Origin of the sequence: Anaeromyxobacter oryzae, from assembly GCF_023169945.1 — a bacterium.
GTDB classification, from domain to species: domain Bacteria; phylum Myxococcota; class Myxococcia; order Myxococcales; family Anaeromyxobacteraceae; genus Anaeromyxobacter; species Anaeromyxobacter oryzae.
The window spans coordinates 4,124,812-4,139,537 of record NZ_AP025591.1 but is presented as its reverse complement, the minus strand read 5'-3'; the positions used below and the strand labels follow the sequence as shown (position 1 = coordinate 4,139,537).

Sequence of the window (14,726 nt, the reverse complement as noted above, 5' to 3'; positions counted from 1 at the left end):
CGCGCGGCGCCGGGGGTAGGCGCCGGCGGGCCCGTCACCTCACCGCGGAGAGCGCCAGGGGCGCGGAGACGTCGATCGCCTCTCCCTGGAACGCCGGGAACACCACCCGCCGGGAAGCGGCGACGAGGCAGCGCCCGAGGGAGGTCTTCTCGAGGTCCGCCTCCGCGATCCAGCACGACGAGACGACGCCCGTCGGCTGGACGGTGAGCATCAGCGTCGCCTTCCGGTCGTCGAGCCTGAGGCGCGGGTTCGCCTTGACCGCCTTGGTCACGCAGGCGCCGAAGGCGGCGCGGTTGTCCGCGAGCGCCTGCTCGACCGAGTCGCGGTCGAGCGCCGACCGGCCCGTGTCGAGGCTGGTCTTCGCGATGGCCGCGGCCGGCGCGGCGTCCTGCTTGCGGTCGAGCAGGTCGAGGAGCTTCCGGTCCTTGTTCGCGATCTGCAGGCTCCGGGGCCGGTCGCGGCCTCCGGCGTCGAGCGCGACGGGCTGGAATCCGGCACGGGCGCGGGTCGCGGCCGGGCTCGGCGGCGGCGGAGCCGCGTCCGTGGCCGTCGCCGCGACGGCCGGCGTGGGCGCTGCCTCGGCGGGCGGCGGAGAAGGAGGCGCCGCGGGAACGGGAGCCGGCGCCGGCGCGGGCGCCGCGGCGACCGGTCCGGGCGCCGGCCGCGGCACCTTCCGGCGCCCCGGCCCGAGGAGCAGCGCGGCCGCGACACACGCGGCGATGCCGGCGAACGCCGCGGCCGCGACCAGGAGATGGCGCCGTCGCGGAGCCGGTGCGGTGGCGCGATCGGACGGCGGCGCGGCGTCGTCGGCCGGGGGCGCCGCGGCGGCGCTCGCGCCCGCGAGCCAGTCGAGCTCCGCGCCCGAGAGCGCCGGCTCTCGCGCCGGCGCGCGCGCGACCGGCGGCGGCTCCGGCGCGCGGACGACGGGCGCGGTCGCCGTGCCCCCGGCATCGCCTCGATCGCCGAGGAGATCCGCGAAGGAGCCGTCGTCCCCGGGAGGCGGAGCGGCCGGGACCGCTCGCGGCGCGGGCGGGGGCGGCGGTCCCGCGGACGGAGGGCGCACGCTCGCGGGCGCGGCGGACGGCATGGGGACCGGCGTGAGGAACGGCGCCGGCGTGAGCGCAGGACCGTGCGGCGCCTGCCCGGCCGCCGGCGCGGTCGCGGCGGCCCGGACGACGATCGTGTGCTCGCAGGCCTTGCACTTCACGCGGAAGCTACGGCCCTGCACCTTCTCGTCGGCGATGGAGTAGAGGCGACCGCAGCGGTCGCAGGAGAAGTTCACCGCGCGATCCTACCGGGCGCCGGAAAGGGCAGGCAAGGAACCGCGCGCCCACACCCACGGTCGCGCGTCCCGTGAATCAGCGACGCTCGCCGGCACCCAGCGCCACGAGCGCCGCCGCCTCCGCGCCGCACGCGTCCTCGTCCTCGTCCGCGTCGATCCACGGATCGCGGCCGGTCGCCGCCGCGACCTGCCGGAGCAGCCCGCGGTCGAGGAGGTGCGACGGCACCACGTGCGCGAGCGCGTTCAGGAGGTTCCCCTTCACCGCGGGGTGCTCGGCCGAGAGCTCCGCGAGGAGCGCCTTCACCCGCTTCCGCCGGAGGTTCGGCTGCGAGCCGCAGAGATCGCAGGGGACGATGGGGAACGCCATCGCCGTCGCGAACGCGGCGATGTCCTCCTCGGCGGCGTAGCAGAGCGGCCGGACCACGATGTTCCGCCCGTCCTGCGCGTGCAGCCTGGGAGGCATGCTCTTCAGCGCGCCGGAGTAGAGCGCGCTCAGGAGGAGGGTCTCGACGAGGTCGTCGCGGTGGTGGCCCAGCGCGATCTTGTTGCAGCCGAGCTCGACCGCGGCGTTGTAGAGGACGCCGCGGCGGAGCCGCGAGCAGACCGGGCACGTGGTCTTCCCCTCCGGCACGAGGCGGCGCACCACGGAGTACGTGTCGCGGTGGAGCATCCGGTACGGAACGCCGACCGCCTGGAAGTGCCGCTCCACGATCTCCGCGGGATACCCGGGCTGCCCCTGGTCGAGGTTCACCGCGAGCAGGTCGAACCGGACGGGCGCGCGCTGCTGCAGGCGCATGAGCAGGTGGAGCAGCGTGTAGCTGTCCTTCCCGCCCGAGACCGCGACCATGATCCGGTCGCCGTCGCCGACGAGCTCGAAGTCGGTGATGGCGCGCGCGGTGGCGCGCAGGAGCCGCTTCTCGAGGCGTGCGACGTCGTTCATCGTCCGTCCGCTCCGCGCCGGGACGGGTCGGTGGCGCGGTCGCGGGCTCTTCTAGCGCGGCCCTGGCCCCCGGTCGAGCCGGGGGCCTCGAAAACCCTTTGACCTCGCACCCTCCCCTGCGTTAACTGGCGCCCGATCTCCAGACGGGGACGAGGAAACGATGCCCGCGAAGGACCTCGGCACCAAGTACACCTGCTTCAAGTGCAACACGAAGTTCTACGACATGAACAAGGCGGCGCCCGTCTGCCCGAAGTGCGGCGCCGACCAGCGCGAGAGCCCGGCGGTCAAGGGCCCGCCTCCCGCCGAGAGGCGGCCGCGCGCGGCCGCCCGCCCGGTCGCGCCCGAGGTCGAGGAGGTCGAGACGGTCGAGGCCGCCGTCGACGACGAGGACCTCGAGGCGGACGAAGAGGCCGAGGACGTCGAGGAGGACGAGCCGTAGTCGCGCGGGTGATCGGTCCGCCCCGCTCCGGGGCGATCGTTCACCCCGAGTGACGCAGCCGCGCGCACCGCCGAGGCAGCGGCCCTCCCGGGCTGCATCCGCGCCGCCGGCGCGGGAGGCGCGGAGAGCGGCCCCGCGTGGAGGCCCCAACGCGACGTTGACCCCCGGGCGAGCCGTGAGTATCTGCTCACGGTGACGACCGCCAGCGTCCCCCTCCGGACGGCCACGCCGCTCGCCCACCTTCGGGACCTCCTCCTCCTCGCGAAGCCGCGCCTCTCGGGGCTGGTGATGATCACGTGCGCGGGCGGGATGTGGCTCGCGCCCGGGCACATCGGGCCCGCCCGGGCGATCCTGGCGGTGCTCTCCACCGCGGCGGTCGTCGGCGCGGCGAACGCCCTCAACTGCTACCTCGAGCGCGACATCGACGCGCGGATGCGGCGCACGCGGGACCGTCCGCTCCCGGCGGGGCGCGTCGAGCCGTTCGTCGCGCTCGGCCTCGGCATCCTCGTGCCGGCGTTCGCGATCCCCGCCCTCGCGCTCGCGGCGGGACCGCTGACCGCCCTCCTCGCCCTCGTCGCGCTCCTCACCTACGTCGTCGTCTACACGCCGATGAAGCAGCGCTCGACGCTCGCGCTCTTCGTCGGCGCGATCCCGGGCGCGATCCCGCCGCTCATGGGCTGGACCGCGGTGACGGGCCGGATCGAGGCCGGCGGGCTCGCGCTGTTCGCGCTCCTCTTCGCCTGGCAGCTCCCGCACTTCCTCGCCATCTCGCTATACCTCGCCGAGGACTACGCACGCGGCGGCCTCAAGGTGTTCGCGGTGGTGCACGGCGAGGCGCGGACGCGGTTCTGGATCGCGGTGTGCACCGCGATCCTCGTCCCCGCGTCGCTCGCGCTCGTGCCCCTGCACGTCGCCGGGGCCGTGTACGCCGGCGTCGCCGTCGCGCTCGGCGCGGGGCTCGCGAGCTACGCCCTCCTCGGGCTCGGGCGCACCGGCGGACGCTGGGCGCGCTCCTTCTTCCTCGGGACGCTCGTCTACCTCACCGCGCTGTTCGCCGTCCTCTTCGTCTCCCCTTCGTGAAGCGATGCCGGTGTCCGCCGCCACCTCCGCCGCCGGCGCGACCGCGAGCGCGCCCCGCCTCGCGCTCGAGGGCGTCGCGTTCCGCTACGGCGACCGCGAGGTGCTGCGCGGCGCCTCGCTCGCGGTCGCCCCGGGCGAGATCGTCGGGCTGCTCGGCCCGAACGGCGCCGGGAAGTCGACCCTGTTCGCGATCCTCGCGGGCCTCCTGCCGCCCGCGGCGGGCACGTTCCGCCTCGACGGCCGCGCGATCCCCGCGGGCGCCCGCGCCCTCCGCGCCGCCTCCGGGATCGTGTTCCAGGCGCCGGGGCTGGACGGCAAGCTCTCGGCCGAGGAGAACCTGGCCATGGCGGCGCGGCTCCACCGCGTGCCGCGCGCAGCCGCCCGCGAGCGCATCCCGCGGCTGCTCGAGGCCGCCGGCCTCGCGGGCCGTACCCGCGAGCCCGTCGAGCGCCTCTCCGGCGGGATGCGCCGCCGGGTCGAGCTCGCGCGCGCCCTCGTGCACCGGCCCGCGATCCTCGTGATGGACGAGCCGACCACCGGCCTCGACGCGGCCGCGTTCCGCGCGTTCTGGGCCGAGATCGAGGCGCTCCGGCGCGCCGAGGGCCTCACCGTGATCCTCACGACGCACCAGCCCGACGAGGCGGAGCGCTGCGATCGGCTCGCGGTGCTCGCGGGCGGCGTCGTGGTGGCGTGCGACACCCCCGCGGCGCTCCGCGCCCGCGTGCCGGGCGACGTGGTCGTGGTCGAGGCGGACGATCCGGAGGCGATCGCCGCCGAGATCGAGGCCCGCCTCGGCCTGCCCGCCCGGGTGCGGGACGACGGGGTGCACGTCGAGAAGGAGCAGGCGCACACGCTCGTGCCGCGGATCGTGGAGGCCTTCCCCGCCGGTCGTCTCCGCGCCGTGTCGCTCCGGCGGCCGACGCTCGCCGACGCGTACCTCGCCATCACCGGGGCCTCGCTCGACGAGGGGAAGGAGGCGGCGTGAGCGGGAGGGCCACCCCGAACCCGAACGCGAACCCGCGGGCCGTGCCCGTTGCCCGTGGCCCGATCCCGAGCTCGACCGCGACCGGGACGGGCACGGGGAGCGGGCCAGGGCGAGGGCCCACGGGCCACGGGACGCGGGGCACGGGCACGGAGACGCCGGGCACGTTCACGGGTACGGGTACGGGCACGCCAGCCCCCGTTGGCCCTGAGCGTGGCGCCCTCGAAGCGGGTGCGGAGTCGAAGGCCGCGCCCCCGCTCCCCCCGCCCCGCTCGTCCTCCCTCGCCTACGACCTCGCCACCGCCACGGTCCTCTGGCGCCGCGACCTCGTCCGCTTCTTCCGCCAGCCCTCGCGCCTGGCCGGCGCGCTCGGCCAGCCGATCATCTTCTGGTTCGTCATCGGCGCGGGCATGTCCGGCACGTTCCGGATGTCCGGCGGAGGCGGGCCCGGGTACCTCGCCTTCTTCTACCCGGGCGTCGTCCTGATGGTCGTGCTGTTCGCCTCGATCTTCACCACGCTCTCCGTCATCGAGGACCGACACCGGGGCTTCCTCCAGGCGGTGCTCGCCGGGCCCGGGTCGCGCTTCGCGCTCGTGCTCGGGAAGACGCTCGGCTCCGCGTCCGTCGCGCTCACCCAGGCGGCGCTGTTCCTGCTGCTCGCGCCCGCCGCGGGGATCCCCTACCTGTCGGTGAGCTGGCCGCTGCTCCTCGCAGCGCTGGGGCTCGCCGCGATCGGGCTGGCGGCGCTCGGCTTCGCCGTCGCCTGGTTCGTCGACAACGTGCAGGGGTACCACGCGATCCAGATGACGCTCCTCGTGCCGCTCTGGGTCGTCTCCGGCGCGATGTTCCCGGTGCCCGCCGACCGGCCCGGGTTCGCCGCGGTCATGCGCTGGAACCCGCTCTCGTATGCCGTGTCCGCGACCCGCCGCGCGCTCGCCGGCCCGGAGGCGCCAGGGGTCCTCCCCGGCTCGGCGCTCGAGGACCTCGCGGTGTGCGCGGCGTTCGCCGGCGCGGGGCTGCTCCTCGCGCTGCTCGCCACGCGGAGGGCGCCCCGCCCATGACCCTCGCCGCCGTCCTCCCGTCCGTGAACGCCGCGCTGAACGCGACCAGCGCGGTCCTGCTGCTCGCCGGGTTCCTCGCGATCCGGCGCGGCGCCTGGAAGGTGCACCGCGCGTTCATGCTAGCGGCGTGCACGAGCTCGGTGCTCTTCCTCGCCGGGTACTTCACCCGCATCGCCCTCACCGGCACGCACCGGTTCCCCGGGAGCGGCGGGCTCAAGGCCCTCTACCTCGCCGTGCTGCTCTCGCACACGGTCCTCGCCGCGGCCGCCGCCCCGCTCGTGCTCCGGACGCTGTTCCTCGCGGCGAAGGCCCGGTTCCCGGACCACCGGCGGATCGCGCGCGCCACCTTCCCGGTCTGGATGTACGTGTCGGTGACGGGGGTGGTCGTGTACGTGATGCTCTACCACCTCGCGCCCGCGATCCGCTGACCGGCGGTGCGAGCCCGCGGTAGCATCGCGGGATGAACTCGCGCGCCCTCGCTGTCCCGCTCGCCGCCGTGCTCGTCGCAGCCTGCTCCAAGGCCGAGCGGATCGAGCTCGATCCCGGCTCGGTCCGGTTCGCCGGCACCGGCAAGTCCTCGAAGGTCCACGCGACGCCCCTCGATCGCCGCGGGCAGCCCGTCCCCGACCAGACCTGCGTCTGGTCGTCGACCGACGAGAAGGTCGCGACGGTGAAGGGCGTCCACAACGACGCCACGATCACCGCGGCGGGCCCGGGCTCCGCGGCCGTGCGCTGCGCCATCGGCGGCGTCGCGGTCGAGGCGCCCATCGTGGTCCGGGTCGTCGCCCGGGTCGTCGTGGCGCCGGAGCGCGCCGAGCTGAAGATGCAGGACGAGGCGGCGCCGCTCGCCCTCCAGGTCCAGGCCTTCGACGATCAGGGCGCGCCGTTCGCCGGCCGCGTCGCGACGGTCACCTGCGCGAGCGAGGACGTCTGCCGCGGCGACGCCCGCGGTCAGCTCTGGGCCGTCGGCCCGGGCGCCACGACGGCCACCGTCGAGGTCGAGGGCGCGCGGACGACGCTGCCGGTGCACGTCGTCGACGCCCGCACCGCCGAGGGGAAGCCGCGCGCGGTGAAGGGCAACCCGATGGAGGAGATCGAGCGGGCGGTGAAGGCCCGGGACGAGGCGGAGCGGCGCGCCAGGAAGTGACGCACGATCTCGCCGTACGGTCTCGCCGTACGATCTCGCTTCCTTCGTTCGTACTCCCTCTCCCCCGCCGTACGATCTCGCTTCCTTTGTTCGTACTCCCTCTCCCCCGCGCGGCTTCATCGCGTGGGGGAGAGGGCCGGGGTGAGGGGGCGCCGCCCGCACGGACGCGCCGCGCCCGCGAGGTCGCGCCTCCGCCACTGCGACGGGGGCGTGCGCCGGGCACGTGCGACAGGGGCGTCAACGCCGACGCGGGCCAACGGCGCCCGCTAGGCGCCCTCACCTCCCCAGCATCTTCCCCGCTTCCGCCACGTGGGGCGCCCGGGGGCAGGCCTTCGTATACGTCTCGAGGCGGGCCTTCGCCTTCTCCGTGAGCTTGCCGGCGTCGAACTCGAGCTTGCCCGCGTTCCAGAGCGCGTCGCAGTTCGCGGGGTCGAGCTCGAGCGCCTTCCCGTAGAGATCCTCGAGCACCTCGCGCTTCGCGCCGCGCGCCCGCTCCACGTCGGCCTTCTCGACGTACGCGACCGCGGCGCCGCCCGCGCCGCCGGCGCCGTACTCGTCGATGGCCTGAGTGAGCTCCACGAGCGCGCCGGGGATGTTGTTCTTGTCGCGGTGGAGCCGCGCGAGCGCGACGCGGGCGTCGGGGAACGGCTTCCCGAGCGCGATGGCCTTCTCGTACTGTCCGCGGGCGAGGTCCGCGTCGCCGGAGGCGCGGTAGGCGTCGCCGAGGAGGAGCGCGAGGCGCGGGCTCTCCCCGAGGCGGGTGATCGCCTTCTTGAGGACGTCGATGGCCTGGGGCGTGCCGCCCTCCTTCGCGAGGAGCGCGCGGACCAGGTCGGCGTAGAGCGAGACCCGCTTCGCGTCGAGCGACACGGCCCGCTGGAACGCCTCGACGGCGCCCGCCGCGTCGCCGGCCCGGAGCTTCCGCTGGCCGACGAGCCACGGGAGGTCCGGGTTCGCCGGGTCGAGCTTCGCGGCCTCCGCCTCCTCCTTCGCGGCGTCGTCCGCCTTGCCCTGGGCCGCGAGCGCGCCGCCCCGGATCGCGTGCGCGAGCGCGAGCTGCGGCTTCGACGCGCCGGTCCTCGGGTCCAGCACGAGCGCGGCGGCGCGGCCCGGCTCCTCGGACTGGCCGCGGCCGAGGAGGACGAGCGCCTTCCCGAGGATGGAGGGGACGTGCTCCTTCTGCGTCCGGAGCGCGTAGTCGTACCAGCCGCTCGCCTGCAGCTCGTACCCCTCGCCGCGGCGGCGGAACTGCTCGGCGAGGAGCCACGCGGTCCGCGCGTCCCCGGGGTTCTGCTTCTGGGCGCGCGAGAGCGCGTCGCGCGCGGCGTCGAGGTCGCCGGTGCGCAGGTGGACGGCGCCGAGGACGGCGGTGAGGAACGCGCTCTGGGCGCCGTTGTCGCCGCCGAGGACGGCGTCGAGCGCCTCCTTCGCGCCCGCGGCGTCGCCGACCTGCAGCTTGAGGTAGGCCTCGGCCGCGATGAGGTGCGAGTGGCGCCCGAGCGCGCGGCCCGCCTGCAGGTGCTTCAGCGCGAGGGCGCGGGCGGCGTCGCCGTCCCCGTGCTCGGCGTAGCGGATCGCGGAGACGTACGCGAGGAAGGCGTGGCCGGCGAGCGAGTCCGGGTCGGCGTCCAGGATCTGCTCGGCTTTCTGGCCCGCCTCGACGTACGCCGGATAGACGTCCTTCTCGACGAGCGGCGTCGTCTCCTTGAGCAGCGCGGCGACCCGCTCGATGCGGGCGCTCCGCGCCTTGCTCCACATGGCCCACCCGCCGAGCGCCGTCGCGAGCACGACCGCGAGCGCGACGGTCGTCACGACGGTCGCGCGGCGGCCGCTCCGGGCGTCGCGCGCGCGGCCGGGGAGCTGGAACGACTGCGTGCCGTACTTCTGGGCGAGCTGCTCGGCGTAGGCCCGGCCCTGCACCCGCTGCGACGGCACGGGCGTCGGGAGCGGCACCTCCTCCGACTGATCCGCGACGGCGGTCGCCGCACCGGTGCTCGAGACCGGCGCCGCGGCCGCGCGGGCTGCCGCCGGCGGGGCAGCGCGGGGAGCGACGCGAGGGGCGACCGGTGGGCCGCCCGGCGCTGGCGCCGGGAAAGCGGGCGGGGCGACGGCCGGCGGCGGCGCGGGCGGAGGGGCCGCCACGATCCCGTACTTCGCGAGCGCGTCGCGAACCTCGGGATCGTCGGGCGCGGCCTCGGCCGCGCGGCGCAGCGCCGCCTCGCCCTCGGCGCGCTCGCCGAGGCGGAGGTGCAGGACGCCCGCCAGCCGGTTCGCGGCGGCGAACGTCGGGAACGCGGCGAGGACCGCGGCGAGCTCCTCGAGCGCCTTGCGGTCCTTGCCCTGCTCGGCGTAGACGCGCGCCAGCAGCACCTTCGCGGCGGGGTCGTCGGGATGGGCCTTCACGCCCTTCTTGCAGACGACCATCGCCTCCATGAAACGACCGTTCGCGAGGTAGGCCTCCGTGAGGGGGCGATAGGCTTCGGAGCCCGGGTCGGACGCGAAGGCGTGCTCGAGGGCGGAGAGCTCTGCGGGCGTGAGTGGCTTCGAGGGCGTGGGCATGGGCTCGTACCGGTGGAGCAAGATAGCACCCGTTCTGGCCAAACGGAGCTTGACACCTCCCCGCCGGAACCGTTAAGAACGCGGTCCCCTGAGACCTCGGGGGAGAGTTCGTGGGGCTGTAGCTCAGCTGGGAGAGCGCTAGAATCGCACTCTAGAGGTCGTCGGTTCGATCCCGATCAGCTCCACCAATCCGAAGCGGCCCGGCGGAAACGCCGGGCCGCTTCCTTTTCGGGCGAGCCTCAGGACCGCGGCGCCACGGAGCCCACACCGGCGCCGTCCTCCGACACCAGCCGGACGGTCCGGGTCGGATAGGCGAAGGTCGTCCCGGCGCGCTCGACCGTCTCCATGAACGCGAGGAAGAGGTCCTGACGGATCCCGGTGAACTCGCCCCAGTCCTTCGTCGCGAACCACGCGACCACCTCGACGTTGAGGGTCGAGTCGTTCAGGGCCGTGAACCGGACGCTCGGCGCGTCGCGCGCCCAGAGCTTCGGGTGGCCGCGCAGCGCCGCCTCGATCCCCGAGAGCACCGCGCGCATCTGCGCCGCGGTCGTCTCGTAGGAGAGTCCGAGGTTCACGAACAGCCGGATCCGGTCGCGGGCCGCGAACGTCTCGGTCTTCATGTCCGCGAGCTTGCCGTTCGGGAACGTGACGAGCGTCCGGTCCAGCGTGCGGATGCGGGTCGAGCGCATCCCGATGGTCTCCACGGTCCCCATGACGTCCTCGACCTTCACGAAGTCGCCGACGCGGAACGGCTGATCGACGCCGATCGCGACGGAGCCGAAGAGGTGCTCCACGGTCTTCTGCGCCGCGAGGGCGATCGCGATGCCGCCGATGCCGAGGCCGGCGAGGAGGCTCGCCACCTGGAACCCGAGCTCGTTCAGGACGGCGACGAGGCCGATGGCGAGGAGGATGACCTTGCCGAGCTTGCGGCCGAGCGGCAGGAGCCCGCTCAGCCCGACGTTCGCCTTCGTCCAGGGCGCCTCGCCCGCCGCGGCGAACGCGACGTCGATCGACCGGAACCCCGCCCAGAAGAAGACGAGGTACGTCGCTGCCCGCAGGACGCGCTGCAGCACCCCGATCGCCGCGTCGTCGAGCAGCAGCGCGGAGTGGAGCGCGGTGACGATCGCGATCGCCCACATCCACGTGAGCGGGCCGGCCACCTTCGCGATGAGGATGTCGTCCCACTCCGTCTTCGTGCGCGACGCAAGGTGCCCGAGCACGCGCCGGGTGATCCATCCCAGGAGCGACCCGAGGACGTACGCGAGGACGACGAGCAACGGGATCGCCACCCACTGCCACCAGAGGAGGCCGCGCGGCCCGCGGGACAGCAGCGACGCCGGCAGGTGCTTCTCGAAGAACGGACGCGCGTCGGGCGCCGCGAAGCGCTCGCGCGGCGCCGGCGCGGCCGGCGAAGGGACGGTGGTCGCGGACGCGGGCGCCGGCGGCGCCGCGCCCTGTGGCGCGGGGAGCGCGGGCGCGGCGAGGGCGAGGAGGATCGCGGCGGCGGCGGCGCGCGCCGGCAGGCGGTGCGGGATCATGGCGGCGGAGGATAGCGCGAGCGAACGCGGCGGGCCGGGTTAGATTGTGCGCGGGAAGGAGCCTGGATGGCGCGCGTCGCGATGGAGGCGTTCGAGGAGGGGACGGAGGTCGTCCGCGTCTATCTGGCGGCGACGCTCGCGGAGGCGCAGCAGGTCGAGCGCGTCCTCGAGGGCGCCGGGCTGGACTACGCCGTGGAGGTGGAGGAGTTCGCGTCGCCGACCGCGCTCGGCTCGAACGCGCCGCGGCGCGGAGCCGGGTTCTGGGTCGAGCCCGGCGACCTCGACGCGTCCTGCGACGCGCTCGAGGGCGCGGGGCTCGTCCGCGGCTTGGTGCAGCGTTAGTGCGGGCGTGTCCGTGACCTCGAGCGCCCGCCTTCGCGGGCGCGCGCGAGGTCCCCCGCGGCGCGCTGCGCGCGCTACGCCGCCTTCGGCTTCGGCAGCGGCTTGCCCTTGGCGATCTCACGGGGCGTGCCGCCCCGCCCCATCGGCAGAGCCGCTGGGGCCCCACCCCGGCGCGCGGGGGCCCGTGACCTCGCGCGCCCGCCTTCGCGGGCGCGCGCGAGGTCCCCCGCGGCGCGCTGCGCGCGCTACGCCGCCTTCGGCTTCGGCAGCGGCTTGCCCTTCTCGAAAGCGGCGCCCTCGCCGAACTTGGCGACGATCTTCCGCTTGGTGTCGAGGCCGGTCGCCTCGATGACGAAGTTCGGGACGCGGCGAGCGCGGTGATCGGCGACCCACTTCGTGATCTCGGTGCGGGGGCGGCGCGTCGCGGTGTTGCGGCGACCGCGGCCGCCGCCGGCGCTCGCGAGCTCGCGCTGGATGCCCTCCTGCACGAGATCGCTGACCTGCTTCGCGATGGCGGCGGACACGCGCTGCACGACCCGGTCGGCGGCGTCGCGGAGGATGGAGTCGATGGACGTTTCGCGGGGCGGTCTCGGCATCTGGGTGGCTCCTGGTGGGAGAGCGGGGTTTTCACCATATCCGATTGGTGACGATTGTCCACGGAATCGTCGCGCCGCGTCACGGGAAATTGACGTCGCAATGACGTGCGGGCTCGGCCAATCGGGGCGCCGACCGGCGGGCCCCTCCGGGATGAGAGGACGCCGCTCCGCGGGCGCGCCGCCGTCAGCGCGCCGGCCGCGCCCCGCGGCCCTCGAGCCGCTCCCGCAGGCGCGCCAGCGCGGCGACGAGATCGGGCCGCGCGTCGAGGACGGGCCGGAGCGGGTCCGCGCCGAGCTTCTCGGCACGGGCCGGGACGTTCCGGATGGTGAACCGCGACGGGTCCAGCCGCGCGTTCACCTCGCTCCAGCGCAGCGGGGTCGAGACCGGCGCGCCGGGCCGCGGCCGCACGGTGTACGGGGCGGCAATCGTCTTCCCCCACCCGTTCTGGAGGTAATCCAGATAGACGCGCCCGCCGCGCGCCGGGATCGCGCGCGCGGTCGTGGAGATGTCCGGGTGCTCCCCCTCGACGGCGCGCGCGAGCAGCTCCCCGAGCGTGCGCGCCTGGTCGTGGGTGAGCTGGCCGCCGACCGGGACGAGGACGTGGAGCCCCTTCTGCCCGGTGGTCTTCGCGTAGGACGGGAGGCCGAGCTGCTCGCACAGCGCGTGCACCGCGCGCGCGAGCCGGACCACGTGTCCGAAGGGCGCCTCCTTCGGATCGAGGTCGACGACGCACCAGTCCGGCCGCTCGAGCGCGGGCGTCCGGCTCGCGAACACGTGGATGGGGATCGTGCCGAGGTTCACGAGCCAGGCGAGCCCGTCGGCGTCGTCGACGAGGAAGTGCTCGAGGTCGCGCCCGGTCTCCTCCGCGTGCACGGTGACGGTCCGCATCCAGGGCGGCCGCCACTCGGGGGCGTCCTTCTGGAAGAAGCTCTTCCCATCGATGCCGTCGGGGTATCGCGTCAGCACCAGCGGCCGGTCCGCGAGGAACGGCAGCATGAACGGCGCGATGGCGCGGTGGTAGGCGACGAGCTCGCCCTTCGTGATCCCGTCCGCGGGGAAGAAGACCTTGTCCGGGTTGGTGATCTTCACCTGGCGCGCGTCGGCGGCCGGCGCGTGCGACGGCGGGGGCGGATCGTGCGCCGCGGCCGCCTCGCGGATCGCCTCCTCCGGCCGCTTGTCGTCGCGCACCCGGAGGAACACCGGCTGGCGCAGGAGGCCGTCGGAGGTCCACTCGCGGTAGCGGACCTCGACCACGACCTCCGGATCCACCCACGTGTTCCCGCGGCCGCGCGGGACGGGGCCGCGGCACGGCGGGGTCTTGCGGATCCGCGGCGCGAGCCGCGCGTGCAGGTCGTCGAGCTGACGATCCGTGAAGCCGGAGCCGACGCTGCCGGCGAACACGAAGCCCTCGCCGTCGAACACGGCGAGGAGGAGCGCGCCGAAGCGCGCCCGGCCGGCGCGAGGCGCCGTGAAGCCGACCACGGCGAAGTCGCCCGCGCAGGCGAGCCGGATCTTCTGCCACGCGGACGACCGGCCCGCCCGGTAGGGCGCGTCGGCGCGCTTCGCCACGATGCCCTCGAGCCCGCGCGCCTCCACCTCGCGGAAGAGCGCCAACCCGCGTCCCTCGACGTGATCGGCGAACCGGACCGGCCCGAGCCGCGGCACGACGTCGGCGAGCAGCTGCTTCCGTTCCGCGAGCGGCAGCGGGCGCACGTCGCGGCCGCCGACCGCCAGGAGGTCGAAGGCGAAGAGCGTCGCCGGCGCCTCGATCGCCGCACGGGCGACGTCCTCGCGTCGCGCGAGCTGCCCGCGCTTCTGCAGGGCCTGGAACGAGGGCCGGCCGTCCGCCCCGAGCACGACGACCTCCCCGTCCACCACCGCGTCGACGGGGAGCATCTCGATCGCCTTCGCGACCTCCGGGAACAGCGCCGTCGCGTCATCGCCGCTCCGGTAGCGCAGCTCCGCCCTCGCGCCCTCGCGCCGCGCGAGGAGCCGGTACCCGTCGTACTTGAGCTCGAACAGCCAGCCGGCGTCGTCGAACGCCGCGTCGCGCAGCTCCGCCAGCATCGGGGCGAGGTCCTTCTCCGCGAGGCGGCGCTCCTTCGCCCCGAGCCGGACCGCCTCGCGCACCGCCGCGTCGGCGCGGCTCGTCCCGGCGGCGACCTCCTCGAGGAGGCGTCCGGAGAGCACCGACTCCTGCGGGAAGGGCCGCCCCGGTCCGGCGAAGGCATCGCCGCGGTGCTTCAGGAGGAGCCACTCCTGCTTGCCGCCCTGCGCGCGCCGCGTCCGGACGAGCGTCCACTCGCCGCGGAGCTTGTACCCGTGCAGGAGGAAGACGAGCTTCCCCTCGGCCAGCCCGGCGACCGGGTCGCCGACGGGCTGCCACGCGCCGCGATCCCAGACGATGACGGCGCCCGCTCCGTAGTTGCCCGCCGGGATGGTCCCCTCGAAGTCGGCGTACTCGATCGGGTGGTCCTCGACCTCGACCGCCATCCGCTTGTCGGCCGGATCCGCGGACGGCCCCTTCGGGACCGCCCAGCTCCGGAGGGTCCCACCGAGCTCCAGGCGGAAGTCCCAGTGGAGGCGCCGGGCGGCGTGCTTCTGGACGACGAACAGCCGTGACGCGCCGGCGATCGCGCGCTCCGGCCCCGCTCCGAAGGGCTCGGGCGTCCGCGCGGGGTCGCGCATCGCGCGATATCGGTCGAGCCGGTCGGCCACGATCCGTGAAGCCCCTCCCGGACCGGACGGGAGAGCCGTCC

The 14,726-nt window shown here is 75.2% G+C and carries 13 protein-coding genes and 1 tRNA gene; 8 read left to right on the top strand and 6 right to left on the bottom strand.

Annotated features, from left to right (window positions below):
- Positions 1-34: 34 nt before the first annotated feature.
- Entirely contained in the window at positions 35-1,282 is a 1,248-nt protein-coding gene (locus AMOR_RS18095; RefSeq protein WP_248353029.1) for an AgmX/PglI C-terminal domain-containing protein, read from the bottom strand.
- A 76-nt stretch (positions 1,283-1,358) separates the two neighbouring features.
- Complete coding sequence (gene ttcA / locus AMOR_RS18090) at positions 1,359-2,222, bottom strand: tRNA 2-thiocytidine(32) synthetase TtcA (protein ID WP_248353027.1); 864 nt, start codon at positions 2,220-2,222, stop codon at positions 1,359-1,361.
- Between the two features lie 160 nt (positions 2,223-2,382).
- On the opposite strand from ttcA, the gene AMOR_RS18085 reads away from it, so the two are divergent.
- The 6 genes from AMOR_RS18085 to AMOR_RS18060 all read left to right on the top strand — a co-directional run bounded on the left by AMOR_RS18085 (position 2,383) and on the right by AMOR_RS18060 (position 6,931).
- Entirely contained in the window at positions 2,383-2,661 is a 279-nt protein-coding gene (locus AMOR_RS18085; RefSeq protein ID WP_248353025.1) for a TIGR02300 family protein, read from the top strand.
- Positions 2,662-2,853: 192 nt separating this feature from the next.
- Positions 2,854-3,741 (top strand): heme o synthase, encoded by an 888-nt coding sequence (cyoE, locus tag AMOR_RS18080; RefSeq protein ID WP_248353023.1) that lies wholly within the window; start codon positions 2,854-2,856, stop codon positions 3,739-3,741.
- A gap of 4 nt (positions 3,742-3,745) precedes the next feature.
- Complete coding sequence (locus AMOR_RS18075; protein ID WP_248353021.1) at positions 3,746-4,726, top strand: ABC transporter ATP-binding protein; 981 nt, start codon at positions 3,746-3,748, stop codon at positions 4,724-4,726.
- Positions 4,723-5,784 (top strand): ABC transporter permease, encoded by a 1,062-nt coding sequence (locus AMOR_RS18070; RefSeq protein WP_248353020.1) that lies wholly within the window; start codon positions 4,723-4,725, stop codon positions 5,782-5,784. Before AMOR_RS18075 ends, AMOR_RS18070 begins: the two co-directional genes overlap by 4 nt.
- Positions 5,781-6,212: a DUF420 domain-containing protein gene (locus AMOR_RS18065; protein WP_248353019.1), complete on the top strand. Its 432-nt coding sequence runs from the start codon at positions 5,781-5,783 to the stop codon at positions 6,210-6,212. The genes AMOR_RS18070 and AMOR_RS18065 overlap by 4 nt, the downstream gene beginning before the upstream one ends.
- A 32-nt stretch (positions 6,213-6,244) precedes the next feature.
- Positions 6,245-6,931 (top strand): Ig-like domain-containing protein, encoded by a 687-nt coding sequence (locus tag AMOR_RS18060; protein ID WP_248353018.1) that lies wholly within the window; start codon positions 6,245-6,247, stop codon positions 6,929-6,931.
- A gap of 276 nt (positions 6,932-7,207) precedes the next feature.
- Here the strand turns inward: AMOR_RS18060 and AMOR_RS18055 are convergent, their stop codons facing one another.
- Positions 7,208-9,490: a tetratricopeptide repeat protein gene (locus tag AMOR_RS18055; protein WP_248353017.1), complete on the bottom strand. Its 2,283-nt coding sequence runs from the start codon at positions 9,488-9,490 to the stop codon at positions 7,208-7,210.
- A gap of 112 nt (positions 9,491-9,602) precedes the next feature.
- Between AMOR_RS18055 and AMOR_RS18050 the strand changes: the two genes are divergently transcribed.
- Positions 9,603-9,678, top strand: a tRNA-Ala gene (locus AMOR_RS18050).
- Positions 9,679-9,729: 51 nt separating this feature from the next.
- Here AMOR_RS18050 and AMOR_RS18045 read toward each other — a convergent pair.
- Positions 9,730-11,028, bottom strand: coding sequence for a mechanosensitive ion channel family protein (locus AMOR_RS18045; protein WP_248353016.1), 1,299 nt, complete (start codon positions 11,026-11,028; stop codon positions 9,730-9,732).
- Between the two features lie 66 nt (positions 11,029-11,094).
- Here AMOR_RS18045 and AMOR_RS18040 point away from each other — a divergent pair, with 66 nt between their 5' ends.
- Positions 11,095-11,370: a hypothetical protein gene (locus tag AMOR_RS18040; RefSeq protein WP_248353015.1), complete on the top strand. Its 276-nt coding sequence runs from the start codon at positions 11,095-11,097 to the stop codon at positions 11,368-11,370.
- Between the two features lie 245 nt (positions 11,371-11,615).
- Here the strand turns inward: AMOR_RS18040 and AMOR_RS18035 are convergent, their stop codons facing one another.
- Together AMOR_RS18035 and ligD are read right to left on the bottom strand one after the other, a co-directional pair.
- Positions 11,616-11,966: a hypothetical protein gene (locus AMOR_RS18035; RefSeq protein WP_248353014.1), complete on the bottom strand. Its 351-nt coding sequence runs from the start codon at positions 11,964-11,966 to the stop codon at positions 11,616-11,618.
- A 184-nt stretch (positions 11,967-12,150) separates the two neighbouring features.
- Complete coding sequence (gene ligD, locus AMOR_RS18030; RefSeq protein WP_248353013.1) at positions 12,151-14,655, bottom strand: DNA ligase D; 2,505 nt, start codon at positions 14,653-14,655, stop codon at positions 12,151-12,153.
- Positions 14,656-14,726 lie beyond the last annotated feature (71 nt).